Origin of the sequence: Kitasatospora sp. NPDC048722, assembly GCF_040650235.1 — a bacterium.
GTDB lineage: Bacteria > Actinomycetota > Actinomycetes > Streptomycetales > Streptomycetaceae > Kitasatospora.
This window is the reverse complement of record NZ_JBEZGX010000021.1, coordinates 30,929-53,717: the sequence shown is the minus strand read 5'-3', so window position 1 is coordinate 53,717 and position 22,789 is coordinate 30,929. Positions and strand designations below refer to the sequence as shown.

The following is a 22,789-nucleotide window of genomic DNA, read 5'->3' as shown; positions in this document are numbered from 1 at the left end:
CAGCCGTGACGGGCTAGGGTGCCGTACGGATCGAAAGGGCTCCTCGAATCCACCGTGTTCAGCGGGAGGAAGATATGACACACGCAGAAGTGGACAGCGAGCGCCCGCTGCCCGACCCTACTGATCCGTCCATCGACGATCTCTTCAGCAGCCAGGAAACCGCAGAAGCCTGTCGGTTCCTCCTCATGCGGCAGGACAGTCCCCCGACGATGGCGGAGTGGCTGGCACGGTCGCAGCAGGTTTTCGGCAAGTCCAACGTGCACAGTCAGCGCCGGCTGCGCGAGGTCCGGAGCCACTTCGTGGTGCAGAGCCGGCGCCGTACCAGTGACGGAGAGTGGATCTACCAGCTGCTCGGCTGGAAGAAGGCGGCTTCCGCGGCCGTGAAGATCTCGCCCCGGCTGCAGGCGGAGGTCTTCAGCAAGAAGGGCCGCTTCTGCCAGATGTGCGGGCGCGGCCCCCGGGACGGTATCCGGTTGCAGATCGACCACATCGTGCCCGAGTCGTGGGGCGGCAAGACGGTGTACTCGAACCTGGAGCCGCTGTGCGAGGAGCACAACCACGGGAAGCAGGCGTTCTTCGCCTCGCTCGACGCATTCGGCCCGGCTATCGGGCGAGCGCTCCCCCGCCCGAATCCGTGGGAGCGCATCGGCGAACTGCTCATCGCCTTCCAGGAGATGGGGAAACCGACGCCGGTCGAGCTCATCGAACTGGTCGCACAGGACACCCATAAGGGCGACCCGAAGAAGCGACTGCGAGAACTCCGTTTCGTCCTCGGCTGGGACATCGTCGCGCACCGCAGGAAGACGGACGGCGTCACTGAGGTGACCTACGAGCTGATCAGCGCCCAGCCGTGGCCTGCCGAGGGTGCGGCCACCGCGGTTGCCGACTACGAGCGCAGGCGTAAGGAGCGCAAGACCGCCGAGCGTTCCGCTACCGAGGCCGACTGACCGGGCCACGCACCGGAGACAACATCCGGGCATTCCTACATCTTCCATTCAGAAGAATTGAGTTGATATGACATCAGCCGAAACCTTATTTCCCGTTTCCTCTGTCCTGCCCCCTGATGCGGAACTGGCCCGTGTCCGCGCCAAAATCCTGGCGGCGGACCCGTGCGACGAGATCTTCGCTGCCGCTCTGCGCCGTACGTTCGACATGCTGCTCGACGGACAGCACACGGGCCGGTTCCGCTGGGAGGAGCTCCATAAGACCGAGAAGACGCATGCCGGCACCCTCGTGGAGATCAACCTCCAGCGCGCCTTCAACTTCGCTGACGGCAACAAGATGGACTACTCGATCGACGGCATCGACGTGGACTGCAAGTACTCCCAGGACCTGGGCCGCTGGATGATCCCTCCTGAGGCGATGGGGCATCTGTGTCTTGGGGTGTGGGCCAGTGATGACGCTGGGCTCTGGTCGGCGGGGCTGTTCCGGGTCACTGAGGAAGTGCTTACCAAGAAGGAAGGGAACCGGGACGGCAAGCGGTCTCTCACCGCCGCTGCCCGCAAGAACGCCGTTCACTGGCTCTTCGAGGATGCGCCGCTCCCCGAGAACATCCTGCTGCGCTTGTCTGAGAAGGACATCGCCGCGATCTTCGCGTCACGGTATGGCACCCAGCGTGTGCATGAGCTGTTCCGGCGCACGCAGGGACGTATTGTCTCCCGCGGTGTGGTTGCCACGGTCGCGCAGCAGGACGACTTCATGAAGCGCGTCCGGTACAACGGTGGCTCCCGCTCGGCTCTCCGGCCGGAGGGAATCGTGATTCTCGGGCAGTACGGCAATCACCAGGCGGTAGCTCAGGGCCTCGGCCTGCCAGTGCCAGGTGCCGGTGAGTCTGTGAGCGTCCGCCTGGCACCCTGGACTACAAAACATGCGAACGCACGGTCGGTGGAACTGGAGGGCATCAAGTGGGTGGTAGCGCAGGAAAGCGATCCGGTCGTCGAGGCGCCGCTACTGCCGGAGCCGCGGGAGCGGTAAGTACGGATGCGGCCGCATGGGTTGCCCCGGAAGGATCATGGGCCTCCTCAGCTGGCAGGCGCCGCAACATGCAGGCGATCCGGAGCCGGGACACGTCCCCCGAGCTCGCGCTGCGTTCCCTTGTTCACGCCGAGGGGCTTCGGTACCGGGTGGCTGCAAAGCCGTTGCCCGGCATGCGGCGGACTGCTGATCTCCTGTTCCGTCCCACACGGGTGGCGGTCTTTGTCGACGGTTGCTTCTGGCATGGGTGCCCTGACCACTTCGTGGCGCCGAAAACCAACCCGGACTACTGGAACGAGAAGATCGACCGGAATGTCCACCGGGACCGGGACACCGACATGAAGCTGGCCGAGGCCGGCTGGCTGGTGCTCCGGTTCTGGGAGCACCAGCCGCCAGCCGAATGCGCGGCTCTGGTCGTCGACGCTGTCCGCCAGCGCCGCGCGGAGGCCACACGGAGGACGTGAGTGTCTACCGACCATGGCCCGCGCCGCAGGTTGGCCGTGGGGCATGTGTCGGCCGATAGCCAGTTCAGAATTCCCCGTGGTCCAGAAGGTGCTGGATCGCGTCGGATTCGCGGCGCAGAATGATCCGGCCGTCGCCGTCACAGTAGGCGAGCAGCGGCGTGCCCGGATCAAGGCCGGCTTCCGCAAGCAGGCCAAGGGGCAGTACTACTCGGCCGTCACTGTCGATGGTCACTTCGGCGGGTTCTCTGATCACACGGCTGAGTCTGCCACTCTGGCTCTCGGCGGCGCGGTCCCCTGCGGGGGTCCGAGTGCCTGGTATGTGCGGCCGCAGCGGTATCGGCCGTTGCGGCGCGGCGGCAGGAAGCTCCGAGGAAGAGGAAGATTGCAGTCAGGAAACCGTGGCCCCTGCCAGAGAACCGCCCGCGGGCTGAGGCCCGCGGGCGGTGTCACCCACTCGTGCTCAGCTGATCTTGGCCTTGTTGGCTTTGAAGAGCTCGTGCCGCTGATGGCCCTCTTGTCCGACGAAGGCCTTGAAGTCGCGGAGCAGGTAGGCCATGGCGCCGTCTTGGCCGGCCTCGGTCTCTTCAATGTGGAAGTCGCGGCCGAGGTGTGAGAGGCGCCGCTCGATGTCGTGCATGCCCATGACGACACCAGTCTTGTCCAGTGCGGCGACGATCTGCTCTGCGGTCATCGATTCGCTCTTGCCGCGGAGGAGCCGGTACACCGGGTCATGGGTGGTCTCTACTCGCTCGCGGGGAGTGCCCTCCTTCCGGAGAGCCTTTGCGATGGAGAGCCCGACCGCCTTGGCGACCGGCGGCGGGAAGGCGTTGCCGATCTGGCGGTATCCGGTGGTCTTCGCTCCAGCGAACTGCCAGTCGTCGGTAAAGCCCTGGATCCGTGCCGCCATCTGGCTGGTCAGCTTCGGACCACCCCTGACTTCGCCCTTCTTGCTCACTGCCGGCTTGAAGTCCGGCCGCGGCGCCTCGTTGGCAATGCCCCAGGCGTCGACCCCCATCGCCTCCCAGGCAGCCTTGGCTCGGGAGGGACCAAGGTCTGCCCCTCCGTGCTTCTTGGAACCGCCGACGATGGTGGGCGCAATGCCGTCGGCCCTGGCAGCCCATGCCTCGGCACCGCCCCAGCCATTGGCCGCCATGAGGTCCTTCAAGGTCTCGCCGACGGTGGGCGCAGGTCCGTCCTGAGGTTCCGGCCAGTGGAAGTAGTCGGCGTACTCATCCTGAAGTGCCACCAGGACAAACCTGGGCCGGAGCTGCGGCACCCCGAACTGGGATGCCTGGAGGAGCCGCCACTCGCCCACGTAACCGAAGTCGCGAAGCGTGTCCAGAACGTGCTGCCGGTAAGCGGAGAAGCGGTTGGCACTGAGACCTCGCACGTTCTCCAGCATCAGCGCCTTGGGCTTGATACGGCCCGCGAGCTGGACTGCCCATGCGAATAGATCTCGCTCGTCCGTGGCACCAAGCTGCTTTCCCGCGATAGTGAATGGGGGGCAGGGCACACCGCCAGCCAGTAGCGAGACCCCGCCGTACTCCTCGGGATCCCAGACCGACTCGTCCGCGACATCACCCTCCGCAACCTTCCACTCCGGACGGTTGAGCTTGAGGGTCTTGCACGCGTTGGGGTCGAGCTCAACAGCGAGCCTGTGCTGGAATCCTGCCTGTTCGAGGCCGAGGGCCTGCCCTCCTGCTCCTGCGCAGATCTCGACAACCTCAAGGGCAGACATTCTTCCTCCGTACGACGCGCGCCGAGCCTGCGGGACGGGAGGCGCCAGGCGTCGAGCTGAGAACAGCCATAATATCGAACAAACTAGCTACCTCCCTTCGGGTGTGATCTTGCCGCTCCATCCCCCAGCCCAAGCCTCACCTGCGGGGCACGCCGGGGACAAGCGACCCAGTGGATCGGCCAGTGTAGTTGGGGGCGCTGACATACCGGCCGACGTTGCCCGAATCCTGGCCCGCCCCTGCACAACGCGCCGATGTGAACGAGGACACGCGTGCCGTTCTCCTCGCACTGACCCGGCGAGCTGGAGACCGGCGGCGGGAAGGGCCGGGACATCAACCTGATGCGCGGCGTCCTGCAGCTGCTCCCTGTGGGGGACCTGGGCCTATCCTGCGGCAGCACGGCCGCGGACCGACCTGAACTCGCAGGCCGTATCTGCGTCCGCCACGACAAATGAGGAGGGTTTGCGGGTCTCCCGCAGCTGCTCGGTCCACCTGGAGACATCACTCAGGGTAACCCGTAACACATGAGAGCGAGTCCCAGCAGGGCAGGGACACGCTTTGGGCGATGCTGCGATGCCTAACGCGGGTGTTATCGCTGACACCGACGATGAACTGGCGGTACGGAGGGGCGCCCCTCCCATGGTGTCGGCTCCGCTACTTGCAAGGCTTGGGCCCACCGCTCACGACCGTTGCCGCGACGACAAGCACAATGCCCCGACCCGGCTTTCCGCCGACTCAAGCATTCCGGCTCCGCAGACCGCCGTATCAGGCTGCCGTCACCGCTGGCACAGTCCGCGGCTGGGGCAGGCCGAATGCCGCCGCAGCCACGTGTGCGGCCAGCAGGGGTGGCACAGCGTTGCCGGCCTGCTCATACTGCTTCGTCTGAGTTCCCTGCCACGGGTAGTCCCCGGGGAAGGACTGCAGCAGGCCCGCCTCGTGAACGGTGATGCGCGCTGTGTCCGAGGCCGCATCGCGGCTCTTCCAGCATCCTCGGCTGCGGGAATCGGCAAGAGCGCGGCGGGCCTGGGTTGGAAAGGGCTCGGCACCGCCGGTCTTGCCGCCGCCGGCGGTGACAGTGGGCGCAGGCCGGTCGGTGGCGCCCCAGCCGATGCCTTCCGCCATGGAGACCCAACAAGCCCGGGACTCGCCGAAAAGGTTGCCATCCTCGCCGTGCTCGGTGTGCGTGGGCTCGGGAGGCTGGGCGGTACGCATGCGCGAGGCGATGAGGATTGCGCGACGTCGGCTCTGCGGAACGCCAAAGTCGGCGGCGTTCAAGTTGCCGCACCAGGTGCTGTAGCCCCATCCACGGAGCACCTCGGCATAGTGGCGGAACAGCGGGAGGGCATCGGGGACCTCCTCCATGACAGCGTCCTCCGGCCGCAAGGCATGGAGGTAACGCATCGGCTCGGCGGCGAGCAGGGAGCGGGGGTCCTGGCACGCAGCAAGGAGCTGCGGCCGGGTGTCCCGGTCTCTGGCGAGGTCATCGATCGCCTGATGGACCAGGGGCTGGTCCCGGAGCCCCAGTTGCTTACCCGCCCGGGACCAGGCCTGGCACGGCGGAGATGCGATGAAGCGGCGGATGCGACCGGCCATTGGCGCCGTGGCGATCTGGGCGACGTCCGCACGAACAGTCGGATGCCCGGCGGCGGCCCGCGTCCGGCAGGCTGCAGCATCCCACTCGATCCCGATGTCAGTGATCCCGTGGTGGGCGCGCAGGCCCTCCGACCAGCCACCGGGCCCAGCGAACAGGTCCAGGGTGTCAGGAGCGGCGGGGGCAGGCATCAGGTCTCCGGGGCAGGTAGGACTGCGGACGTGGCACGGTCAGGTACGGCAAGCTGCGTCCTGCCCAACTGGCGCAGACAGCAGCCGACCAGCCCACACGACCATACAGGCGCCGACCGACGAACCGGCTGCTGAGGGGCACGGCTCCGCGAGGGCCCTGTCGCGGCGGCCCCGGCGGAATCCCAGCTGCCGCGGTTGAACCGAGCCCGACGCACGGCGATGTGATATCACCAGGTCGTCCGCGGCGGCAGATGCCCCCAATCGGACATCAACCGCTTCGACTGGACCTGGGACCTGTGCCGCCAGACCACCACCGCCCCCGGTGGCCTCATCGACAAAGGCACCAAGGGCAAGCGGCGGCGCACCGTCCCCGTCATCGAAGAGATCCGCGACCTCGTGAACTGGCGCATGAACGTGGTCGGCAACGACCCCATGGCCCGCCTCTTCACCGGGCCGCGCGGCGGCCGGGTCACCACAGCCATCCTCCGCGACGCAACCCGCTGGGACGAAGTCGTTGTCAGTCTCGGCTACGAGTACCTGCGTCGGCACGACCTCCGGCACCCCGGCCTCACCTGGTTCGCCGACGCCGGCGTCCCCATCCACGTCCTCCAGAAGATCGCTGGCCACGGCCACATCACCATGACCCAGCGCTACCTGCACCCGGACAAGAGCTCCATCGAGAAGGCTGGCCGGACCCTCAGCAGGCACCTGTCGGCGGACCGGCGCGCTCCGCAGGCGGCATCGCCCAGCTCGGCGCCGGCGGAGACCGGAGTGCGTCACCTGCGTCTCGTCCAGTGAGCACTCGATCGTTCGGGTTGCCCGCCTGCACGGTTCCAGGAGTGCCCGCAAGTGGCGGTGGTCCCGTCGGTCGGTGTCTCCGGTCCCCGGCTGGTCCCTGACAAGATCGCAAGCAGGCGCCATTCCGGCCGACGATCACCTGTCGGCTCATCAGCAAAAAGGCCGCTGGCCGGGGATCTCTCCCGGCCAGCGGCCTTCCGACATTCTGTCGGGACGACAGGATTTGAACCTGCGACCCCTTGACCCCCAGTCAAGTGCGCTACCAAGCTGCGCCACGTCCCGTGGTCTCGGTGCCGGGCGGCGGGGCCTGGGGGGCTCTGCCGGTCGGCTTCTCGACCTTGTCCCCGGTTGTCCCGGCGACGTGGAAAACAATACAGCACGTGGAGGGGTGCTCGCTGCCAGGTTTCGAGGTGGGGTGGGTCAGGGGGTTGATCAGGGGGTCGGGTGGCGGGCGTCGTAGGCGAGGAAGGCGGGGCGCCGGGCGGCGAGGAGGAGGACGGCCGCGACGCAGGCGAGGCCGCCGGTGATCACGGAGGTCGCGGGGCTGGTGAGGGCGGCCACGGCGCCGGACTCGAAGTCGCCGAGGCGGGGGCCGCCCGCGACGACGACCATGAAGATGCCCTGAAGGCGCCCGCGCATCTCGTCCGGGGCCGCGACCTGCATCATCGTGCTGCGGAAGATCATGCTGACGGTGTCGGCGCAGCCGGCCAGGGCGAGCAGGAGGAGGCCGAGCCAGAGGTTGTGGAGCAGGCCGAAGGTGGCGATGGCGAGGCCCCACACGGTGACGGCCGCGAGGACCGCGACGCCCTGGCGGTGGATGCGGGCGACCCAGCCGGAGAAGAGGGCGCCGATCAGGGCGCCGACAGCGGGAGCCGAGACGAGGAGGCCGACCGTGCGGGCGTCGCCTCCGTAGAAGGTGACGGCGATGGCGGGGAAGAGGGAGCGCGGCAGGCCGAAGATCATCGCGGCGAGGTCGGCGAGGAAGCTGGTGCGCAGGTTGGGCTGCTCGCGCAGGAAGCGGAGGCCGTCGAGGACGGAGGCGCGGGCCTTGCCCTCGCCGAGCGGGCGCATGGCGGGCAGGCGCCACATCGCGTAGAGGGTGCCGGTGAAGGCGACGGTGTCGACGAGGAAGGCCGACTGGGCTCCGTAAGCGCCGATGAGGAGTCCGCCGAGCATCGGGCCGACGGTCATGCCGAGGTTCATGCTGACGGTGTTCAGGGCGTTGGCCGCGGGGAGCTGGTGGGACGGGACGAGGCGCGGGATCATCGCGGAGCGCGCGGGCGAGCTGAGGGCGAAGAAGCAGGCCTGGGCGGCGACGGCGGCGTAGAGGACGGCGACCTGGCCGAGGCCGGCGATGGCCTGGACGGCGAGGACGGCGGAGACGACGGCCAGGCCGGCGGCGCCGATCAGGCCGAGCTTGCGCCGGTCCACACGGTCGGCGATCACGCCGCCGTAGAGGCCGAAGACGATGAGCGGGACGAACGAGAAGAGGCCGACCACGCCGGTGGCGAAGGCCGAGTGGGTCAGGTCGTAGACCTGGACGGAGACGGCGACGGCCGTCATCTGCTGGCCTATGGAGGAGACGGCCTGCCCCACCCAGACCCGCCGGTAGTCGGCGTGGTCGCGCAGCGGGCTGAGGTCGGCGAACGCCCGCCGGTACCAGGGGGCGGCGGCCTCCGGGGACGACGGGACGGGGTCGGCGGGCGCCGACGCCTCTGAAGGGCGCGTTGATGAATGATGGTCGTTCGGCACAACCGTCCATGGTCCGCCCCGCCGTCCGCATACTCCCCACCGGGGCCCGGACGGAAAGCCACCGAGCCCCGGGAGAGCTGCCACCATGGCCCGGCCCGGCCGGCCGGGCAGCCGATGGATCAGGCTGCCCGGCCGCCCCGTGGCTACCTGGTCAGGACCTGTTTCTCCCCCGCCTCCACCGCGAAGTCCAGCCGGTTGCCCGGCGGCGGGAACGGGCAGATGAAGTGGTCCGCGAAGGCGCACGGCGGCAGGTAGGCCCGGTTGAGGTCGAGCACGGTACGGCCGTCGGCGTCCGGTGCGGGGAGGGTGATGAAGCGGAAGCGGTAGGTGTCGATGCCGCTCGTCGCGTCGGCGATGACGCCGCTGAGGCGGTTGCCCGCGCTGCTGACGGTCAGGGTGCGGTGCTCGCCGGCGACCGTGAACGCGACCTGCCCGGTGACGGCCAGCGGGCGCTCCTTGCCGTCCGCGTTCGGGACGACGACCGACTGCTCGTCGGCGGCCTCGAACGGGGTGAAGACGGCGGGGACGGCCCACTCCGGCGAGTAGGGGTAGGCGGAGATGCCGGCGAAGGACGCCCGGCGGGGCGCGGCGGGGTCGAAGACCCGCAGGGCCAACTCACCCTCGCGCTCGATCGGGACGAGCAGGACGTCGCCGAGGGCGGCGGTGTCGGCGGCCGGATCGGTGTCGGGGCGGAGCAGGACCTCACCGTCGACGGGGGAGGCGGCGCCGCCGACCGTGATGCCGTCGGCCGCCGCCGCACGCAGCCGGACGCCCTCCGCATCGGCCCACCAGAGCCCGGGCAGGCCGGGGACCTCGCCGGGCCCGGGCTCCAGCCAGTGCGTGCCGATGAGTGCGAGCTGCCCGTGCGGCGCGCTCACCGACGCCGCCCGGTGGTCGCTCCAGTGCTTCCAGTCCTCCGCGGCCGTCTCCGTCATCGGCAGACCCTCCCAATCCGGTCTGCGGCCCGCCGCCCGGCGGACCGCCTGTGTCGGCGACCAGCCGTACCGCAGGCCGCCCCTTCTCGATCACCCAGCACAACACCGGCCACGCGGCCGGTCCATTCCCGTCGCCGCCGCCCGACCGGAAACGGAAACACGGCGGCAACGGGACGCAAGCGGACCGCCCCCTTCCAGCCCCGTCACCCCTTCAGCCGCCGGAACAGTCCCTCCTGCACCACGGAAACGACCAGTTGCCCGTTCCGGTCGAAGATCTCCCCGCGGGCGAGCCCGCGCGCGCCGTGGGCGATCGGGGATTCCTGCTGGTAGAGCAGCCAGTCGTCGGCCCGGAACGGACGGTGGAACCACATCGCGTGGTCCAGCGAGGCCATGTCGAAGTGTCTGGTGCCCCAGAGCGGCTCGACAGGGGCGCGCACGGCGTCGAGGAGCGTCATGTCGCTCGCGTACGTCAGGGCGCAGACGTGTATCAGCGGGTTGTCGGGCAGGGCGCCGTTCGTCCGCAGCCAGACGCCGCTGCGCGCCTCGACGCCCGTCAGCTCCTCCTTCGTCCAGCGCAGGCGGTCGACGTAGCGGATGTCGAAGGGCTGGCGGCGGCTGATGAACGGGGGCAGTTCGCCGAGCCGGGCGCCGACCTCCTCCAGCGCGCTGGGCAGCTCCTCCGGGGCGGGGACGACCGGCATGGGGAACTGGTGCTCGATGCCGCCTTCCTCGGGGTGGTGGAAGTCGGCCGTGAGGGCGAAGATCGAGCGCCCGCCCTGGATGGCGAGCACCCGACGGGTGGTAAAGGAGCGGCCGTCGCGGATCCGGTCGACCTGGTAGACGATCGGCACGCCGGGCACCCCGGGGCGCAGGAAGTAGGCGTGCAGCGAGTGCACCGGCCGGTCGTCGTCGACCGTCCGCCCCGCCGCGACCAGCGCCTGTCCGGCGACCTGGCCGCCGAACGTGCGCTGCAGTGCCTCCTCGGGACTGCGGCCGCGGAAGATGTTCAGCTCGATCTGCTCCAGGTCGAGCAGATCGACGAGGCCGTCGACGGGGGTACCCATGGCTGCGCTTCCTCTCCGGGCTCTCCGGGACCGCGGCCCGGACGGAGGTCTTCCGCCCGCCCGCCGGAGCCCGTTCCTCTCGAATTCTCCAGCTCACTCGAATCCTCCGGCGACCGCTGGAATTCCCGCTCCCCCGGACCCAGCCCCCCGATTCACTCGAACGAGCGCCCGATCGCCGACCCCGGACCGCCCCGGCGGCCCCGGACCGATCGCCGGCTCCGGACCGGTCCGGTGTCCCCGGACCGACCGGACGGCCTGCCAGCCCTACGCCAGCCCGGACTCCCGCACGGTGATGTTGAGCCGCCCCACCAGCCCCAGCGCCGGATCCGCCGTCCCCGCGAGCGTCCGCACCACCCCGTGGTAGGCGAACCGGGCCGGCCCGCCGAAGACGAGCAGGTCGCCGCTGCGCAGCTCCAGGTCGGTCCAGGGCCGGGTCCGGGTCTCGGTGTTCCCGAGCCGGAAGACACAGGTGTCGCCGAGCGAGAGCGACACGACGGGGGCGTCCGTCCGCTCGTCGCGGTCCTGGTGGAGGCCCATCCTGGCGCCGTGCGCGTAGTGGTTGACGATCGCGGTGTCCGGCTCGTAGGAGGAGGCGCCGGCGATCTGGGCGGCCCGCTCCCCGTACGCGTCCGCCACCGCCCGCCGGGCGAGGTTCCCGAGGAGCGGCGGGAACGGCTTGACCGGCGCGCCGTCGTCGGCGGTCCGCCGGTAGCCGTAGGGGTACCAGTGCCAACCGAGGCTCACCATCCGGACGGACATCAGTCCGCCGGTGGGCATCCGGACGGCGTGCAGGCCGGCCGGGCCGCAGGCCCATTCCCGGCAGGCGGCGACGAGGCGCAGCTGGGCGTCGGCGTCCAGCCAGTCGGGGAGGAGGACGGCACCGGGCGCCGGTTCGGAGCGCCCGCGCGGGGCGGCGGGCTCCGAAGGGTCACCGAACAGCTCGCCCTGGATCACGCCACCATCCTCGCGCACCACGGGCCGGAAGCCCCCACCCGGCCGGAAGCCCCCCCCACCCGACCAGAGGCCCCCACCCGGCCGGAAGCCCCCCCACCCGACCAGAGGCCCCCACCCGGCCGGAAGCCCCCCACCTGACCGAGGCCCCCGCCCGGACACCCCACGCCCGGAAGCCCCCGCCGGAGACCGAACCGGACGCCCTCCCCCCACCAGCCCCAGTTCCCGCGCGCAGTCCGGCCACGCCTCCCAGCCCTGCCGCCGGAGGATCTCCTCCCCCACGGCGGTCTGCTCGCGGCGGGTCGCGTGGTCCGGCCGGTCGGCGAAGCGGAGGCCGCCCGCTTCCGTCCAGGTGGGCGCCCGGATCTGGAGGCCGCCGTAGTAGCCGTTGCCGGTGTCGGCCCGCCAGTCGCCGCCGCTCTCGCAGTCGGCGAGCTCGTCCCAGATGAGGTCCGCGACCCGCACGGCCGACCAGGCCCGTCCCCCGGCCGGCACCAGCGCCGCCGCGCAGAGCGCCGTCACGACCAGCAGGACCGCGACCGGCGACGCCGCCGCGCCCCACCCGAAAGGCTCGTCACACGAATGCGGCACAGCAGCCGACCCTAGGCGCGCCGCCACGACACCCGCCCCGACACGCCGGACACGCCGACGGCCGCTCCCCCGCGCAGCGGAGAAGCGGCCGTGACGCTGACCCAGTCGTCGGCGCAGACGTCGACGCGCACGCAGGCGAAGCAGCAGGCGCACTCAAAGGCCCCCGGCGTCACCCGCCGTCGATCGACGTCAGATGCTCAGGACCTGGCCCGGGAAGATCAGGTCCGGGTTGCCGCCGACGACCTTGGCGTTGTTCTTGTACAGGTCGTGCCAGTCGAGGCCCTGCGCGGCGGCGATGGTGCTCAGCGTGTCACCGGACTTGACGGTGTAGCTGCCACCCTTGGCCGGAGCGGCCGGAGCGACGGGCTTGGCGTCGTTCGAACGGTTCCAGGACGGCGCGCCCTTGTCGGCCTTCGGAGCGGCGTCGGCCTTCGGGGCCTGGGTGGGCTTCGCAGCCGGAGCAGCCGGAGCGGCCGGCTTGGCAACCGGGGCAGCCGGCTTCGCGGCCGGAGCGGCCGGCTTGGCGGTGTTCGCGCCGGCCGAGGTGTCGACGGCGGCCGGGGCGCCGCCCTTGGTCAGGCCGGCCTTGACGGAGCACACGGGCCAGGCGCCCGGGCCCTGCGAGGCGAGGACCTTCTCCGCGACGGCGATCTGCTGCGCCTTGGTGGCCTGGTTGGCCTGCGAGGCGTAGGCGGTGCCGCCGAAGGCGGCCCAGGTGCTGGAGGTGAACTGCAGGCCGCCGTAGAAGCCGTTGCCCGTGTTGATGGCCCAGTTGCCGCCGCTCTCGCACTGGGCGACGGCGTCCCAGGTGGAGACGGGGGCGGCGGAGGCCGAGGTGGCCGTGACGAGGCCGGCCACCGGCAGGGCCGCGACGGCGGCGCCCGCGACGACCGCCATGCGCACGCGGTTGCGCTTGGTGGCGGTGGAGGTGGTGGCAGCGGCGGTCTCGTGACGGAAGGTCATGGGGTTCCTCTCGACAGCCCCGGGCGGGCAGGCGGAACCAGGCCCCGGAAGGGGCCGCGTTCGTTGCCGCGTCCGTCGGACGGCCGTGCACGTGTCGGACGTGCCGCTGCCGCCCCGGCCACCCACCGCTCGCCGGCAACCCGTTCGAGCGGTCGCGTCGGCGGGCACGTGCCGCTGCCGGTGCGGGACCGGCGGGCTGTGTGTCGGGGGTGAACCCGGGTGGCGCTCGTTGCGCCGTCCAAGAAGCTACGAGTCGGTCGGCGGGGAAACCAAAACCCGAACGGTCTGCCCAGCTCACGCATGGGTTACCAGCGGTAATAACGCCACAATCCTGACTGAATTGTCCGTTTTAGCCGCTAATTCCAAGATCAAACATTCGGGCCGGGTGACCCACCTCACGGTTTCATTCCGACAGGCCCGCCCACGACATCGACACATTGCGACCACATGAACACGTGCTGCGGTCGGATCCGGGGCAATTCCCGTCAGCCTCGACGACCACCCGTGACGCCTGACACAGGGGTCCGTTGGTTATGGCGACCTCCCCGTAACCGCAATCAAGACCCACTCCAGGAGACCCTGTGCCGCGCATGCTCGACGTCAGCGACGAGGTCCGGTCCGAGATCGGCGACGACGAGGCCGACCGCCTCCTCGGCGGCGACCGCGCCCCCGACAACTACGAGTGCACCTCCTGCCGCACTCCCGGTGACACCTACTCGGACCCCACCAGCACGGTGCTGTTCGTGGGAGACGAGACCGCCGTGCTCGCCTTCGCCCACGCCCGCTGCATCCCGTCCCAGGTGGTGCCGGTGGCGGAGGAGCAGCTGGCCGGAGCCGTCCGCAGCATCAACCAGGCCCAGACCGACGCCCCGGGCCTCCCCGCCGTCAACGCGCCCGCGCCGTCCGCCGTGGTGACGCCCACCGCCCCGGTTCCCGCGGCGACCACCCCGGCGCTCGGCACCCCGGTCGCCGACGGCCGGCCCAGCGCCCCCGGCCAGGCCGCCATCCTCGGCATCACCTGCGGCCTGGTGCTGCACGGCAAGGTCGGTCACGCGTCGCTCGTGGTCGAGCCGACCGGGCCGGTCGGCCGGCCGGGCAACACCACCGGCGAGGACGAGTTCCTCGACCTGCTCCAGGACGCCGGCTTCCAGCCCGTCGCCGACCTCGACGAGACGCCCGACCAACTCCCGGGCTGGTCGGTCCTGGTGGCCATGGGCAAGCTGCACGCGATCCTGCAGCCCGCGGCGGCCGGCGGCAGCACCGGCTGGTGGCAGGCGCACCAGCCGCTCCAGGTGACGGACGCGTGGCGGCTGGCCGCGAGTCAGCTGTCCGAGGTGACGATGTACGCGGTGCCGGCCGGGACGGTCGGCCGGCAGCCGCGCGAGGACCTGCTCCGCCAGGCTCTGGAGCGCGCGGTGTCGATGGGCCGGGTCGTCGCCGCCTCCCTCCCGCTCGCCGGCACCTGAGCCGTACCCCCGCCGCGCCCGGCCCGCCCCAGCGCATCGATCACCCCACGCCGCAAGCCCCGCAACCCCGCAACCCCGCAACCCCGCAAGACCTCACTCCCCCCACGACAGCCCGCAACGCCCCCAGCGCTCCAGCCCGACGCCCCCACGGCCGGAAGGCGGCCCTCCGATCGGCATAGGCCACCTTCCGGCCGGGTCCCAGGACCCCGCATCCCCGGACGACTTCGCTCGTTGGCCCCTGTGTGTACAGCTACGACGTATCCGCGACCCCCGGCAGGACCGCCACCGTCCCCCGCTCGATCCCGGGCATGCGCCCGTCGTACGACGCCGAGCACCCCCACTCGACGACGCCGATCTACGACGAGCTGTACTCCGAGTACCGGCGGCTGTTCCGCGCGCTGCCGGGCGACCGGTCGGGCGAGGAGGACCTGAAGTTCACCGGCTTCGCGATCCGGGAGGGGTACCCGCTGCCGGTGGACCCGCGGTCGTACCCGCAGCAGCAGGCGTTCCAGACGTACGGGGGCCAATCTGCGGGCCTGCCGCAGTTCATGCCCGCCCAGCAGGCGAATCCGCACCCCGCCAACCCCACGAGTGACGGCTACGGACACGCCACGCATCACGCCACCGGCCACCACCCGACGGGACACCACACCACCGGGCACCAGCCGGCCGGCCCCCACACCACCGGCGCACACACCACCGGCCATCACCACATCGCCAACCACCACCCCCACGGGCACCACCAGCCGAACGGCCACCAGGCCCCGCCCGCACCGCAGTTCACCAACGGCCAGGGCTGGGTGGCCGCCGGCTTCCTCGGCTCGCCCGGCCAGGTCCCCCACCCGATTCCCGCACCGCCCCCCGTCCCGTCCCCGATGATGGGCACGGCCCCGTCCGCCGCCGGCGGACGGCACCGGCAGATGCTGTCCCTCCCCCCGGGCCGCACGGGCGACCACCACTGAGCCGTCCGGACCAGGCACCACCGAACGACCGAGGGCCCCGCCGCCGAAGCGACGAGGCCCTCACTCGCGAAGGTGCGCGGGCCCCTACGGCCCCACGCACCAAACGGTGCCACTACTTCTTCTTGCGCTTCTCCCGCACGCGCACCGAGATCGAGATCGGCGTCCCGACGAAGCCGAACTCCTCGCGCAGCCGGCGCTCGATGAAGCGGCGGTAGCCCGCCTCCAGGAAGCCCGAGGCGAACAGCACGAAGCGCGGCGGACGGGTGCCCGCCTGGGTGCCGAACAGGATGCGCGGCTGCTTGCCGCCGCGGATCGGGTGCGGGTGGGCGGCGACGAGCTCGCCGAGGAAGGCGTTCAGGCGGGCGGTCGGGATGCGGGTCTCCCAGCCGTCCAGCGCGGTCTCGATCGCCGGGACGAGCTTCTCCATGTGCCGGCCGGTCTTCGCCGAGACGTTGACGCGCGGGGCCCACTGGACCTGGACGAGGTCGCGCTCGATCTCGCGCTCCAGGTAGTAGCGGCGCTCCTCGTCGAGCTGGTCCCACTTGTTGTAGGCGATGACGACGGCGCGCCCGGCCTCGACGGCCATCGAGATGATGCGGGTGTCCTGCTCGGCCAGGGTCTCGCTGGCGTCGATCAGGACGACCGCGACCTCGGCCTTCTCCAGCGCGGAGGCGGTGCGCAGCGAGGCGTAGAAGTCGGCGCCGGCGGTGAGGTGGACGCGGCGGCGGATGCCGGCCGTGTCGACGAACTTCCAGGTCTTGCCGCCGAGTTCGATCATCTCGTCGACCGGGTCGCGGGTGGTGCCGGCCAGCTCGTTGACGACGACGCGCTCCTCGCCGGCGACCTTGTTGAGCAGGCTGGACTTGCCGACGTTCGGGCGCCCGATCAGCGCGACGCGGCGCGGGCCGCCGGGGGCGGCGCCGCCGAAGGTCTGCGGCGGGGCCTCGGGCAGAGCGGCCATGACGGCGTCGAGCAGGTCGCCGGAGCCGCGGCCGTGGAGGGCCGAGACGGGGTACGGCTCGCCCAGGCCGAGGGACCACAGGTAGGCGGCCTCGGCCTCGGTGGACTGGCCGTCGACCTTGTTGGCGCACAGGACGGTCGGCTTGCCGGCCCGGCGGATGATCTTGATCAGGGCCTCGTCGGTGTCGGTGGCGCCGACGGTGGCGTCGACGACGAACAGCACCGCGTCGGCCTGCTCGATGCCGAGCTCGGCCTGGGCGGCCACCATCGCGTCGATGCCGAGGACGTCGATCTCCCAGCCGCCGGTGTCGACGACCTTGAAGCGGCGGCCGTTCCAGCTGGCCTCGTAGCTGACCCGGTCGCGGGTGACACCCGGCTTGTCCTCGACGACGGCCTCGCGGCGGCCGATGATGCGGTTCACGAGGGTCGACTTGCCGACGTTCGGGCGGCCGACGATGGCCAGCACCGGCAGCCGGACGTGCTCGGCGGCGTCGAGGCCGTCCACGTCGTCGAGGTCGAAACCCTCTTCGGCGGCGAGGGCCATGAACTCGGCGTACTCGGCGTCGTCCAGCTCACCGTGGCCGGTGGCGTGCTCTGCGGTCATGTTCGTCTGTTCCGTTTCCCGGCCCGGCCCTTCCCAGGGGCGCGCCGTGCGTACCTGCCCCGCTCGGGGCAGCGCGAGTACTACTCCTGCGGCACCTCGGCGGTGCCGCAGTTCGTTCGGGATCACCCGGGGCCGGAGCCCGGCGGGCCACCCCCATGAAGGATCACGTGCACGATTCCACGCAGGATCGCACCCTGAGGATCACACCGACGACAGGCCGGCCCGCTCCTCCACCAGGGCGACGATCCGCCCGATCACCTGCTCCAGGGTGAGGTCGCTGGTGTCCACCAGGACCGCGTCGGCGGCCTGGGTCAGCGGGGCCGTCTTCCGGGAGGAGTCGGCGGCGTCCCGGCGGGCGAGGTCGGCGGCCATCGCGGTGATGGTCGCCTCGTCGACACCCTTGGCGCGCAGCTCGGCCGCCCGGCGCTCGGCGCGGGCGGTCTCGGAGGCGGTCAGGAAGATCTTGACGGTGGCGTCCGGGAACACCACGGTCCCCATGTCCCGGCCCTCCGCGACGATACCGCGCTCGGCGACCCCGGCGCAGCCGCGCTGCAGCTCGACCAGCCGGGTGCGCACCGCCGGCACCGCGGACACGGCGCTGACCCGCGCCGTCACCTCGGGGCCGCGGATCGGGCCGGACACGTCCTGCCCGTCCACGGTGATGGTGGGCCCGTCGGCGTCCGTCCCCGACACGATCACCGGCTTGCCGCACGCGACGGCCACCGCCTCCGCGTCGTCCGTGTCGACGTCGTTGGCCAGCATCCACCAGGTCATCGCCCGGTACATGGCACCGGTGTCCAGGAAGCTCAGGCCCAGCCGGGCGGCCACGGCGCGCGACACGGTCGACTTGCCGGAGCCGGAGGGTCCGTCGATGGCGACGACGACCGGGGCGTGCGCTCGGTCGGCAGTGTCCACGGGGTCGAACCTCTCTCTGAGCATGGGGCCCGGCGCCTGGACGGCCAGTGGGCAGGCGTTGTACAGGCACGCGGGCGGGGATTGTCTCCCTCAAGGTTAATGGACCGCCGCAGGCCCCCGCCCCGCCCGGTCCGACCGCCCCGACGGCCCTACCGCCCCAGCAGTTCCACCACCGCGTTCCCCAGCCGGGGCCGGACGTACTCGCCGTCCCGCTCGATGCCGAGCACCCCGCCCAGGAAGGCCATCGTGAGCTGCCCGTCCGGCCTGCCCCACGCGAAAGGCACCGTCGAGACGTGCGACGGAAAGGCGTTCTCCTCGAAGCACTGCCCCCGCCACCCGAAGGCCGTCCGCGGCTCCGGCCCGGAGGGCTTCCGGGTGTGGGCGAAGAAGGCCGTGATCCACCCGGAGACGAAGTCCCCGCCGGAGTCCGACCGCCACTTGTACAGCGAGCGCCAGAACTCCTGGTCCACCGGCCAGCCGGCGGCCGTCCGCGCCAGGACCTTCAGCACCGGGCGCAGCTCGGCGAACCAGGGCGCGAGCGGCTCGAACCACGGTGCCAGCTCGCCGACCCGCTCCGCCAGCAGCGCCCAGTCGTTCACCGTCCCCTCCAGGCGGACCCGGGGGATGCCGCACAGCGTCTCCCACCGGAACTCGTAGTAGGGGCTGACGACGTCCATCAGCGCGACCAGCACCGACGAGACGTCGTCCGGCGTGGTCGTCGAGAAGGCGGGCCGGAACAGTTCGACGAGTTCCGCCCCCACCGCCTCCGCCAGCGGCTCGCGCACCAGGCGGATCGAGGCGGCCCAGTCCGGCTCCGCGCCCAGCAGGGAGTTGTCCCGGACGACGATCGGACGCTTCTCCCCCGACGGGTCCGCCCCGAACACCCCCGCGTACAGGTCCGCGTTCAGGCGCACGTGGACGGCCGCCTCGTGCACCACCGCGTACCAGAGCACGTCCGGCGACAGCCTCAGCGGCAGGTGCCCGCAGAACGCGACGTGCGCCGCCCGCAGCAGCAGGCTCCACGTCGGCTCGTCCCCGGCCGGCCGCTGCCGTTCCGCCGGCGTGGCCAGCACCGAAACCGCACTGCGGTGGTGGAGGCGGAACTCCCCACCCACCACGGCCGCCAGGAACGCGTCGTTCCCGACGACGTCCAGCTCCCCCGCGTCACCCGGCTCCTGGCCTTCACCGAGCGGTACGTCGACGATCACGACAGCTCCCCCCGGGCCCCTCAGTCCCGCACGCTCCACCCGCTCGCCCGTAGCGCCGCCGTCAGCGGCTTCACGGCCGTCGGGGCGACGGACAGCTGGACGAAGCCGACCTGCTGCCCGTCGGAGTGCTCGATGACGACGTCCTCGATGTTGACCCCGGCCGCGCCGACCTCGCCGAAGAGCCGGCCGAGCTCGCCGGGCTGGTCGCCGAGGACGACCGACACCGTCTCGTACCGGGTGGGCGGCGCGCCGTGCTTGCCCGGGATGCGGGCCTGCCCGGTGTTGCCGCGCCGCATGACGGCCTCGATGCCGGCCGCGCCCGAGCGGCGCTCGTCCTCCTCGGCGGCGTCCAGGGCGCGCAGCGCGGTGACGGTCTCGCCGAGGTCCGCGGCGACCTCCTCCAGGATGTCGGCGACGGCGCCCGCGTTGGCGGAGAGGATGTCGACCCACATGCCGGGGTTGGAGGCGGCGATCCGGGTGACGTCCCGGACGCCCTGCCCGGAGAGCCTTATCGCCGTCTCGTCGGCGTGCTCCAGCCGGGCGGCGACCAGCGAGGACACCAGCTGCGGGGCGTGGGACACGAGCGCGACCGCCCGGTCGTGCGCGGCGGCGTCCATGACGATCGGCATCGCACCGCACAGCGCGACGAGCTCCAGGACGGCGTTGAGCGTCTCGGTGTCGGTGTCGGGGGTGGGGGTGAGCACCCAGGGCCGGCCCTCGAACAGGTCGGCGCGGGCGGCCAGCGGGCCGGAGCGCTCACGGCCCGCCATCGGGTGGCTGCCGATGTAGTGGACGGTGTCGCAGCCGAGCGCTGCGGCCTCGGCCCGCGGGCCGGCCTTGACGCTCGCGACGTCGGTGTACCAGCGGGCCAGGTTGCGGCGCTGGCAGTCGGCGAGCACCTTGCCGACCAGCGCGGGCGGGACGGCGATGACCGCGAGGTCGACCGGGCCGTCGGCGGGTTCGGTGGTGCCCGCGCCGAGCGAGGCGGCCGTGCGGGCGGCGTCCGGGTCGGCGTCCTCCAGGTGGACGGTCAGCCCGCGGCCGGTCAGGGCGAGGGCGGCGGAGGTGCCGATGAGTCCGGTGCCGACGACGACGGCAGTGCGCATGGCGGGTCGTTCTCCTTCACGGGCCTGGCCGGCGGGCCGGGGTGTGCTCGCCCCATCCTCTCGCATGGCCCCCGCCCTCGCGCCCACCGCCCACCCCGCCACCGCACAGACCCACCCCACCACCAGGGAGAACCGCCGACGCCCGGCCCCCGTCCCACAGAGTGCACACGCCACCGCGCGGGCGAATTCCGGAGACGCCCGCACGGAGGCGGGGCAGACTGGCCGCCCGAGCAGAGACCGTCGGCGCAGGCGGCAGGACGCGAACGAAGGGGTTGCGCATGGACGATCAACACAGCGGCGAGGCGGAGCGGCGGAAACCGGCGGCCGTACCGGCGCACCCGTCGGCCCTCGACTCGGTCGTGGTGTACGCCGAGGGCGCGGTCTGCCGCCGCCGGGCCACGGTGCCCGTCCCGGCCGGCGGCCGCCTGCGGCTGACGGGCCTGCCCCGCGCGCTGGACGGCCGCTCGCTGCGCGCCCAGGTGCTCGCCGGCCCGGCCGGCACGGCCGTGACCGAGGCGCGCGTGGAGCAGCTCGCCGAGATCCGCGACGAGTCCGAACTCCCTTCCCTTCAGCGGGAACTGGACGAGGCCAGGGAGCGTCTGAGCGCCCTCGTCGAACGCCACCGCCTGGTCCTCGCGTCGATCGCCGAGACGAGCGCCCTTCGCGCGGTGCCGCCGCAGCGGCGGCGACCCGACGAAGTCCTGCGCCGCACCCCCGCCGACGCGTGGCTGGAGCTGGCCGAGTTCGTCGACGAGCGGCTGGCCGGGCTCCAGACGCGCGCCGAGCGGCTCACCCGGGAGATCGAACTCGCGGACCACGCGTGCGAGTTGATCAACGAACGGCTGGAGCGCGCGTCCACCGCAGGACCGTCCCACCCGGTGGAGACGGCCACCACCGTCCTGCTCACCCTGACGACCGCCCCGGCCCCCGTCGACGGACCGGACACCGCCGCCACCCCCACCGCCCCCGCCCACCTGGAGATCGAGCTGGAGTACGGCGTCGCCGCCGCCCGCTGGATCCCCGCCTACCGGCTGTCCTACCGGCACGGCGCCGACACCGGCCGCCTGGTCCTGCGCGCCTCCGTCGCCCAGCAGACCGGCGAGGACTGGACGGGCGTCCGCCTCGCGCTGTCCACCGCCGACCTCGACCGCCGCACCGACCTGCCCAGGCTGCGCTCGCTGCGGATCGGCCGCAGCCAGCCGGCGCCGCCGCCGTCCGGCTGGCGCGAGCCCCCGAGCGGCCTGTCCGACCTGTTCACCGGCTACGACGCGGCCGACGAGCTGCCCGGCAGGCCCCGCACCGGCCCGCTCGCCGCCTCGGCGCCGACGCCCAGCCACCTGGCCTGGCAGCAGCGGCCGCTCCCGGCCGCTCCCCGCCCCGCGGCACCGGGCGGCCCGGGCGGCAATCCGTACGGTGTGAGCGGGCGCGGCGGCGGCACCCGGGACTCCGCCGACGGCGACTACCCGCCGGCCGCACCGCCGCCCCCGCCCGGCCCCGGCTTCGCCGGCTACGGGGGCGCACCGGTCCCCCGGTCGGAGCCCCCGGCACCGGTCGCACCCGGCGGCCCCGCCCCCGCCGCCTTCGGCGGGGCCCCGGCGCCCGTCCCCGGAGCCGCCCCGGCCGCCCGGTCCGCACCGCCCGAGGCCAGGAAGCGCATGGGCCGCCGCCAGAGTTCCGCCGCCGAGCACCCGTACACCGCGGACGCCGGTTCCCCGGGAGCCCACGGCGGCCTCACCCCGGCCGCGGCCCTGCTCGACTACCCCGGGCTCGTCCTGGCCGGCCCCGACGAGCCCGCCGCCCGCCGCGGCACCCTCCACCCGCCCACCGGCGCCCCGGACGCGGGCAGCGGCGGCCTCGGCCGCGTGCGCGGCCTGCGCCTGCCCCGGCACGCCGTGGCGCCGCGCGTCTCGGCCGGCTCCTTCGACCACCGCTTCGACGCCGCCGCCCCCGCCGACATCCCGTCGGACGGCACCTGGCACACCGTCACGGTGGACGAGATCCCGCTGTCCGTCCGCCCCGAGTACGTCACCGTCCCGGCCGTCGAGGAGAAGGTGTACGCGACGCTCGTCCTCGCCAACCGCACCGACCGCGCCGTCCTGGCCGGCCCGGTCGAGGTCACCGTGGACGACGAGTTCCTGCTCACCGCCGCCCTGCCCACGCTCGCCCCCGGCGGAGTGCGGCGCGTGGGCATCGGTGTCACCGAGAGCATCGAGGTGGCGCGCCGCACCGAGCTGCACGAGGCCGCCGCGGGCAAGCTGAACGTGCTGAACAACAGCACCGTGCTCGACCACCGGGTGCACGTCGAACTGGCGAACCGGCTCGGCCGGGCCGTCACCGTCGAGGTCCGCGAGCGCGTGCCGGTCTCCTCCGACGCCGAGGTCCGGATCGAGGAGCACGCCGACTGGCACGCCCCGACGGTCCCGACCCCGGAGTGCCCGCCCAGCAGCCGGCTGTGGCGGGTCGAACTGCCCCCGGGCGGGCGCGCCGAGCTCGACGGCGGCTACCAGATCAAGATCCCGGCCGGAAAGGCCATCGTCGGCGGAAACCGGAGGAACTGA

Annotated in this window: 18 protein-coding genes, 1 tRNA gene and 2 pseudogenes; 7 read left to right on the top strand and 14 right to left on the bottom strand. The window is 72.2% G+C overall.

Going from position 1 to position 22,789, the window contains the following annotated elements:
• Positions 1 to 89 precede the first annotated feature (89 nt).
• From AB0C76_RS17650 to AB0C76_RS17640, 3 genes and pseudogenes are all read left to right on the top strand, one after another.
• Positions 90 to 947 carry an HNH endonuclease signature motif containing protein gene (locus AB0C76_RS17650; protein WP_359965513.1) on the top strand — a complete coding sequence of 286 codons (858 nt, stop codon included), beginning with the start codon at positions 90 to 92 and terminating at the stop codon, positions 945 to 947.
• 67 nt (positions 948 to 1,014) lie between these two features.
• The gene (locus AB0C76_RS17645) at positions 1,015 to 1,974 is read left to right on the top strand and encodes a NaeI family type II restriction endonuclease (RefSeq protein WP_359965510.1); all 960 of its coding nucleotides are present in this window, start codon (positions 1,015 to 1,017) and stop codon (positions 1,972 to 1,974) included.
• A 26-nt stretch (positions 1,975 to 2,000) separates the two neighbouring features.
• Positions 2,001 to 2,438, top strand: a pseudogene (locus AB0C76_RS17640) (very short patch repair endonuclease); the annotation flags it as partial.
• Positions 2,439 to 2,502: 64 nt separating this feature from the next.
• On the opposite strand, the gene AB0C76_RS17635 reads toward AB0C76_RS17640, so the two are convergent.
• From AB0C76_RS17635 to AB0C76_RS17625, 3 genes are all read right to left on the bottom strand, one after another.
• Complete coding sequence (locus tag AB0C76_RS17635) at positions 2,503 to 2,691, bottom strand: AbrB/MazE/SpoVT family DNA-binding domain-containing protein (RefSeq protein WP_359965507.1); 189 nt, start codon at positions 2,689 to 2,691, stop codon at positions 2,503 to 2,505.
• A gap of 207 nt (positions 2,692 to 2,898) precedes the next feature.
• Positions 2,899 to 4,176, bottom strand: coding sequence for a DNA cytosine methyltransferase (locus AB0C76_RS17630; protein WP_359965504.1), 1,278 nt, complete (start codon positions 4,174 to 4,176; stop codon positions 2,899 to 2,901).
• A gap of 763 nt (positions 4,177 to 4,939) precedes the next feature.
• The gene (locus AB0C76_RS17625) at positions 4,940 to 5,956 is read right to left on the bottom strand and encodes a DNA cytosine methyltransferase (RefSeq protein WP_359965501.1); all 1,017 of its coding nucleotides are present in this window, start codon (positions 5,954 to 5,956) and stop codon (positions 4,940 to 4,942) included.
• Positions 5,957 to 6,223: 267 nt separating this feature from the next.
• Between AB0C76_RS17625 and AB0C76_RS17620 the strand changes: the two genes are divergently transcribed.
• Positions 6,224 to 6,754 carry a tyrosine-type recombinase/integrase gene (locus AB0C76_RS17620; protein ID WP_359965700.1) on the top strand — a complete coding sequence of 177 codons (531 nt, stop codon included), beginning with the start codon at positions 6,224 to 6,226 and terminating at the stop codon, positions 6,752 to 6,754.
• A 208-nt stretch (positions 6,755 to 6,962) separates the two neighbouring features.
• Here the strand turns inward: AB0C76_RS17620 and AB0C76_RS17615 are convergent.
• The 7 genes and pseudogenes from AB0C76_RS17615 to AB0C76_RS17585 all read right to left on the bottom strand — a co-directional run bounded on the left by AB0C76_RS17615 (position 6,963) and on the right by AB0C76_RS17585 (position 13,010).
• A tRNA-Pro gene (locus tag AB0C76_RS17615) sits at positions 6,963 to 7,036 on the bottom strand.
• 150 nt (positions 7,037 to 7,186) lie between these two features.
• On the bottom strand, positions 7,187 to 8,383 hold the full coding sequence (locus tag AB0C76_RS17610) for an MFS transporter (protein ID WP_359965697.1): 1,197 nt from the start codon (positions 8,381 to 8,383) through the stop codon (positions 7,187 to 7,189).
• Positions 8,384 to 8,649: 266 nt separating this feature from the next.
• Positions 8,650 to 9,441, bottom strand: coding sequence for a DUF1684 domain-containing protein (locus AB0C76_RS17605; protein ID WP_359965498.1), 792 nt, complete (start codon positions 9,439 to 9,441; stop codon positions 8,650 to 8,652).
• A gap of 203 nt (positions 9,442 to 9,644) precedes the next feature.
• Positions 9,645 to 10,505, bottom strand: a complete 861-nt coding sequence (locus AB0C76_RS17600; protein WP_359965495.1) for an acyl-CoA thioesterase II — start codon at positions 10,503 to 10,505, stop codon at positions 9,645 to 9,647.
• A gap of 264 nt (positions 10,506 to 10,769) precedes the next feature.
• Entirely contained in the window at positions 10,770 to 11,459 is a 690-nt protein-coding gene (locus AB0C76_RS17595) for an alpha-ketoglutarate-dependent dioxygenase AlkB (RefSeq protein ID WP_359965695.1), read from the bottom strand.
• 240 nt (positions 11,460 to 11,699) lie between these two features.
• Positions 11,700 to 11,921, bottom strand: a pseudogene (locus tag AB0C76_RS17590) (transglycosylase family protein); the annotation flags it as partial.
• A gap of 315 nt (positions 11,922 to 12,236) precedes the next feature.
• Positions 12,237 to 13,010: a transglycosylase family protein gene (locus AB0C76_RS17585; RefSeq protein WP_359965493.1), complete on the bottom strand. Its 774-nt coding sequence runs from the start codon at positions 13,008 to 13,010 to the stop codon at positions 12,237 to 12,239.
• 581 nt (positions 13,011 to 13,591) lie between these two features.
• Between AB0C76_RS17585 and AB0C76_RS17580 the strand changes: the two genes are divergently transcribed.
• On the top strand, positions 13,592 to 14,476 hold the full coding sequence (locus AB0C76_RS17580) for a hypothetical protein (protein ID WP_359965492.1): 885 nt from the start codon (positions 13,592 to 13,594) through the stop codon (positions 14,474 to 14,476).
• 242 nt (positions 14,477 to 14,718) lie between these two features.
• Complete coding sequence (locus AB0C76_RS17575) at positions 14,719 to 15,438, top strand: hypothetical protein (RefSeq protein WP_359965706.1); 720 nt, start codon at positions 14,719 to 14,721, stop codon at positions 15,436 to 15,438.
• A 112-nt stretch (positions 15,439 to 15,550) separates the two neighbouring features.
• Here AB0C76_RS17575 and der read toward each other — a convergent pair whose 3' ends face one another.
• The 4 genes from der to AB0C76_RS17555 all read right to left on the bottom strand — a co-directional run bounded on the left by der (position 15,551) and on the right by AB0C76_RS17555 (position 20,231).
• Positions 15,551 to 17,002 carry a ribosome biogenesis GTPase Der gene (der, locus tag AB0C76_RS17570; RefSeq protein ID WP_359965489.1) on the bottom strand — a complete coding sequence of 484 codons (1,452 nt, stop codon included), beginning with the start codon at positions 17,000 to 17,002 and terminating at the stop codon, positions 15,551 to 15,553.
• Between the two features lie 201 nt (positions 17,003 to 17,203).
• Positions 17,204 to 17,941, bottom strand: coding sequence for a (d)CMP kinase (gene cmk, locus AB0C76_RS17565; RefSeq protein WP_359965486.1), 738 nt, complete (start codon positions 17,939 to 17,941; stop codon positions 17,204 to 17,206).
• A 125-nt stretch (positions 17,942 to 18,066) separates the two neighbouring features.
• Positions 18,067 to 19,125 carry a DUF4419 domain-containing protein gene (locus tag AB0C76_RS17560; RefSeq protein WP_359965483.1) on the bottom strand — a complete coding sequence of 353 codons (1,059 nt, stop codon included), beginning with the start codon at positions 19,123 to 19,125 and terminating at the stop codon, positions 18,067 to 18,069.
• Between the two features lie 20 nt (positions 19,126 to 19,145).
• Entirely contained in the window at positions 19,146 to 20,231 is a 1,086-nt protein-coding gene (locus AB0C76_RS17555) for a prephenate dehydrogenase (RefSeq protein ID WP_359965480.1), read from the bottom strand.
• Between the two features lie 278 nt (positions 20,232 to 20,509).
• On the opposite strand from AB0C76_RS17555, the gene AB0C76_RS17550 reads away from it, so the two are divergent.
• Positions 20,510 to 22,789, top strand: a complete 2,280-nt coding sequence (locus AB0C76_RS17550; protein ID WP_359965477.1) for a DUF4139 domain-containing protein — start codon at positions 20,510 to 20,512, stop codon at positions 22,787 to 22,789.

Bases quoted from the DNA above. Each gene is read 5' to 3' on its own strand.
- AB0C76_RS17630 (WP_359965504.1), bottom strand. From the start codon at position 4,176: ATGTCTGCCCTTGAGGTTGTCGAGATCTGCGCAGGAGCAGGAGGGCAG.
- AB0C76_RS17645 (WP_359965510.1), top strand. From the start codon at position 1,015: ATGACATCAGCCGAAACCTTATTTCCCGTTTCCTCTGTCCTGCCCCCT.
- AB0C76_RS17585 (WP_359965493.1), bottom strand. From the start codon at position 13,010: ATGACCTTCCGTCACGAGACCGCCGCTGCCACCACCTCCACCGCCACC.
- cmk (WP_359965486.1), bottom strand. From the start codon at position 17,941: ATGCTCAGAGAGAGGTTCGACCCCGTGGACACTGCCGACCGAGCGCAC.
- AB0C76_RS17555 (WP_359965480.1), bottom strand. From the start codon at position 20,231: ATGCGCACTGCCGTCGTCGTCGGCACCGGACTCATCGGCACCTCCGCC.
- AB0C76_RS17605 (WP_359965498.1), bottom strand. From the start codon at position 9,441: ATGACGGAGACGGCCGCGGAGGACTGGAAGCACTGGAGCGACCACCGG.
- AB0C76_RS17625 (WP_359965501.1), bottom strand. From the start codon at position 5,956: ATGCCTGCCCCCGCCGCTCCTGACACCCTGGACCTGTTCGCTGGGCCC.
- AB0C76_RS17550 (WP_359965477.1), top strand. From the start codon at position 20,510: ATGGACGATCAACACAGCGGCGAGGCGGAGCGGCGGAAACCGGCGGCC.
- AB0C76_RS17600 (WP_359965495.1), bottom strand. From the start codon at position 10,505: ATGGGTACCCCCGTCGACGGCCTCGTCGATCTGCTCGACCTGGAGCAG.
- der (WP_359965489.1), bottom strand. From the start codon at position 17,002: ATGACCGCAGAGCACGCCACCGGCCACGGTGAGCTGGACGACGCCGAG.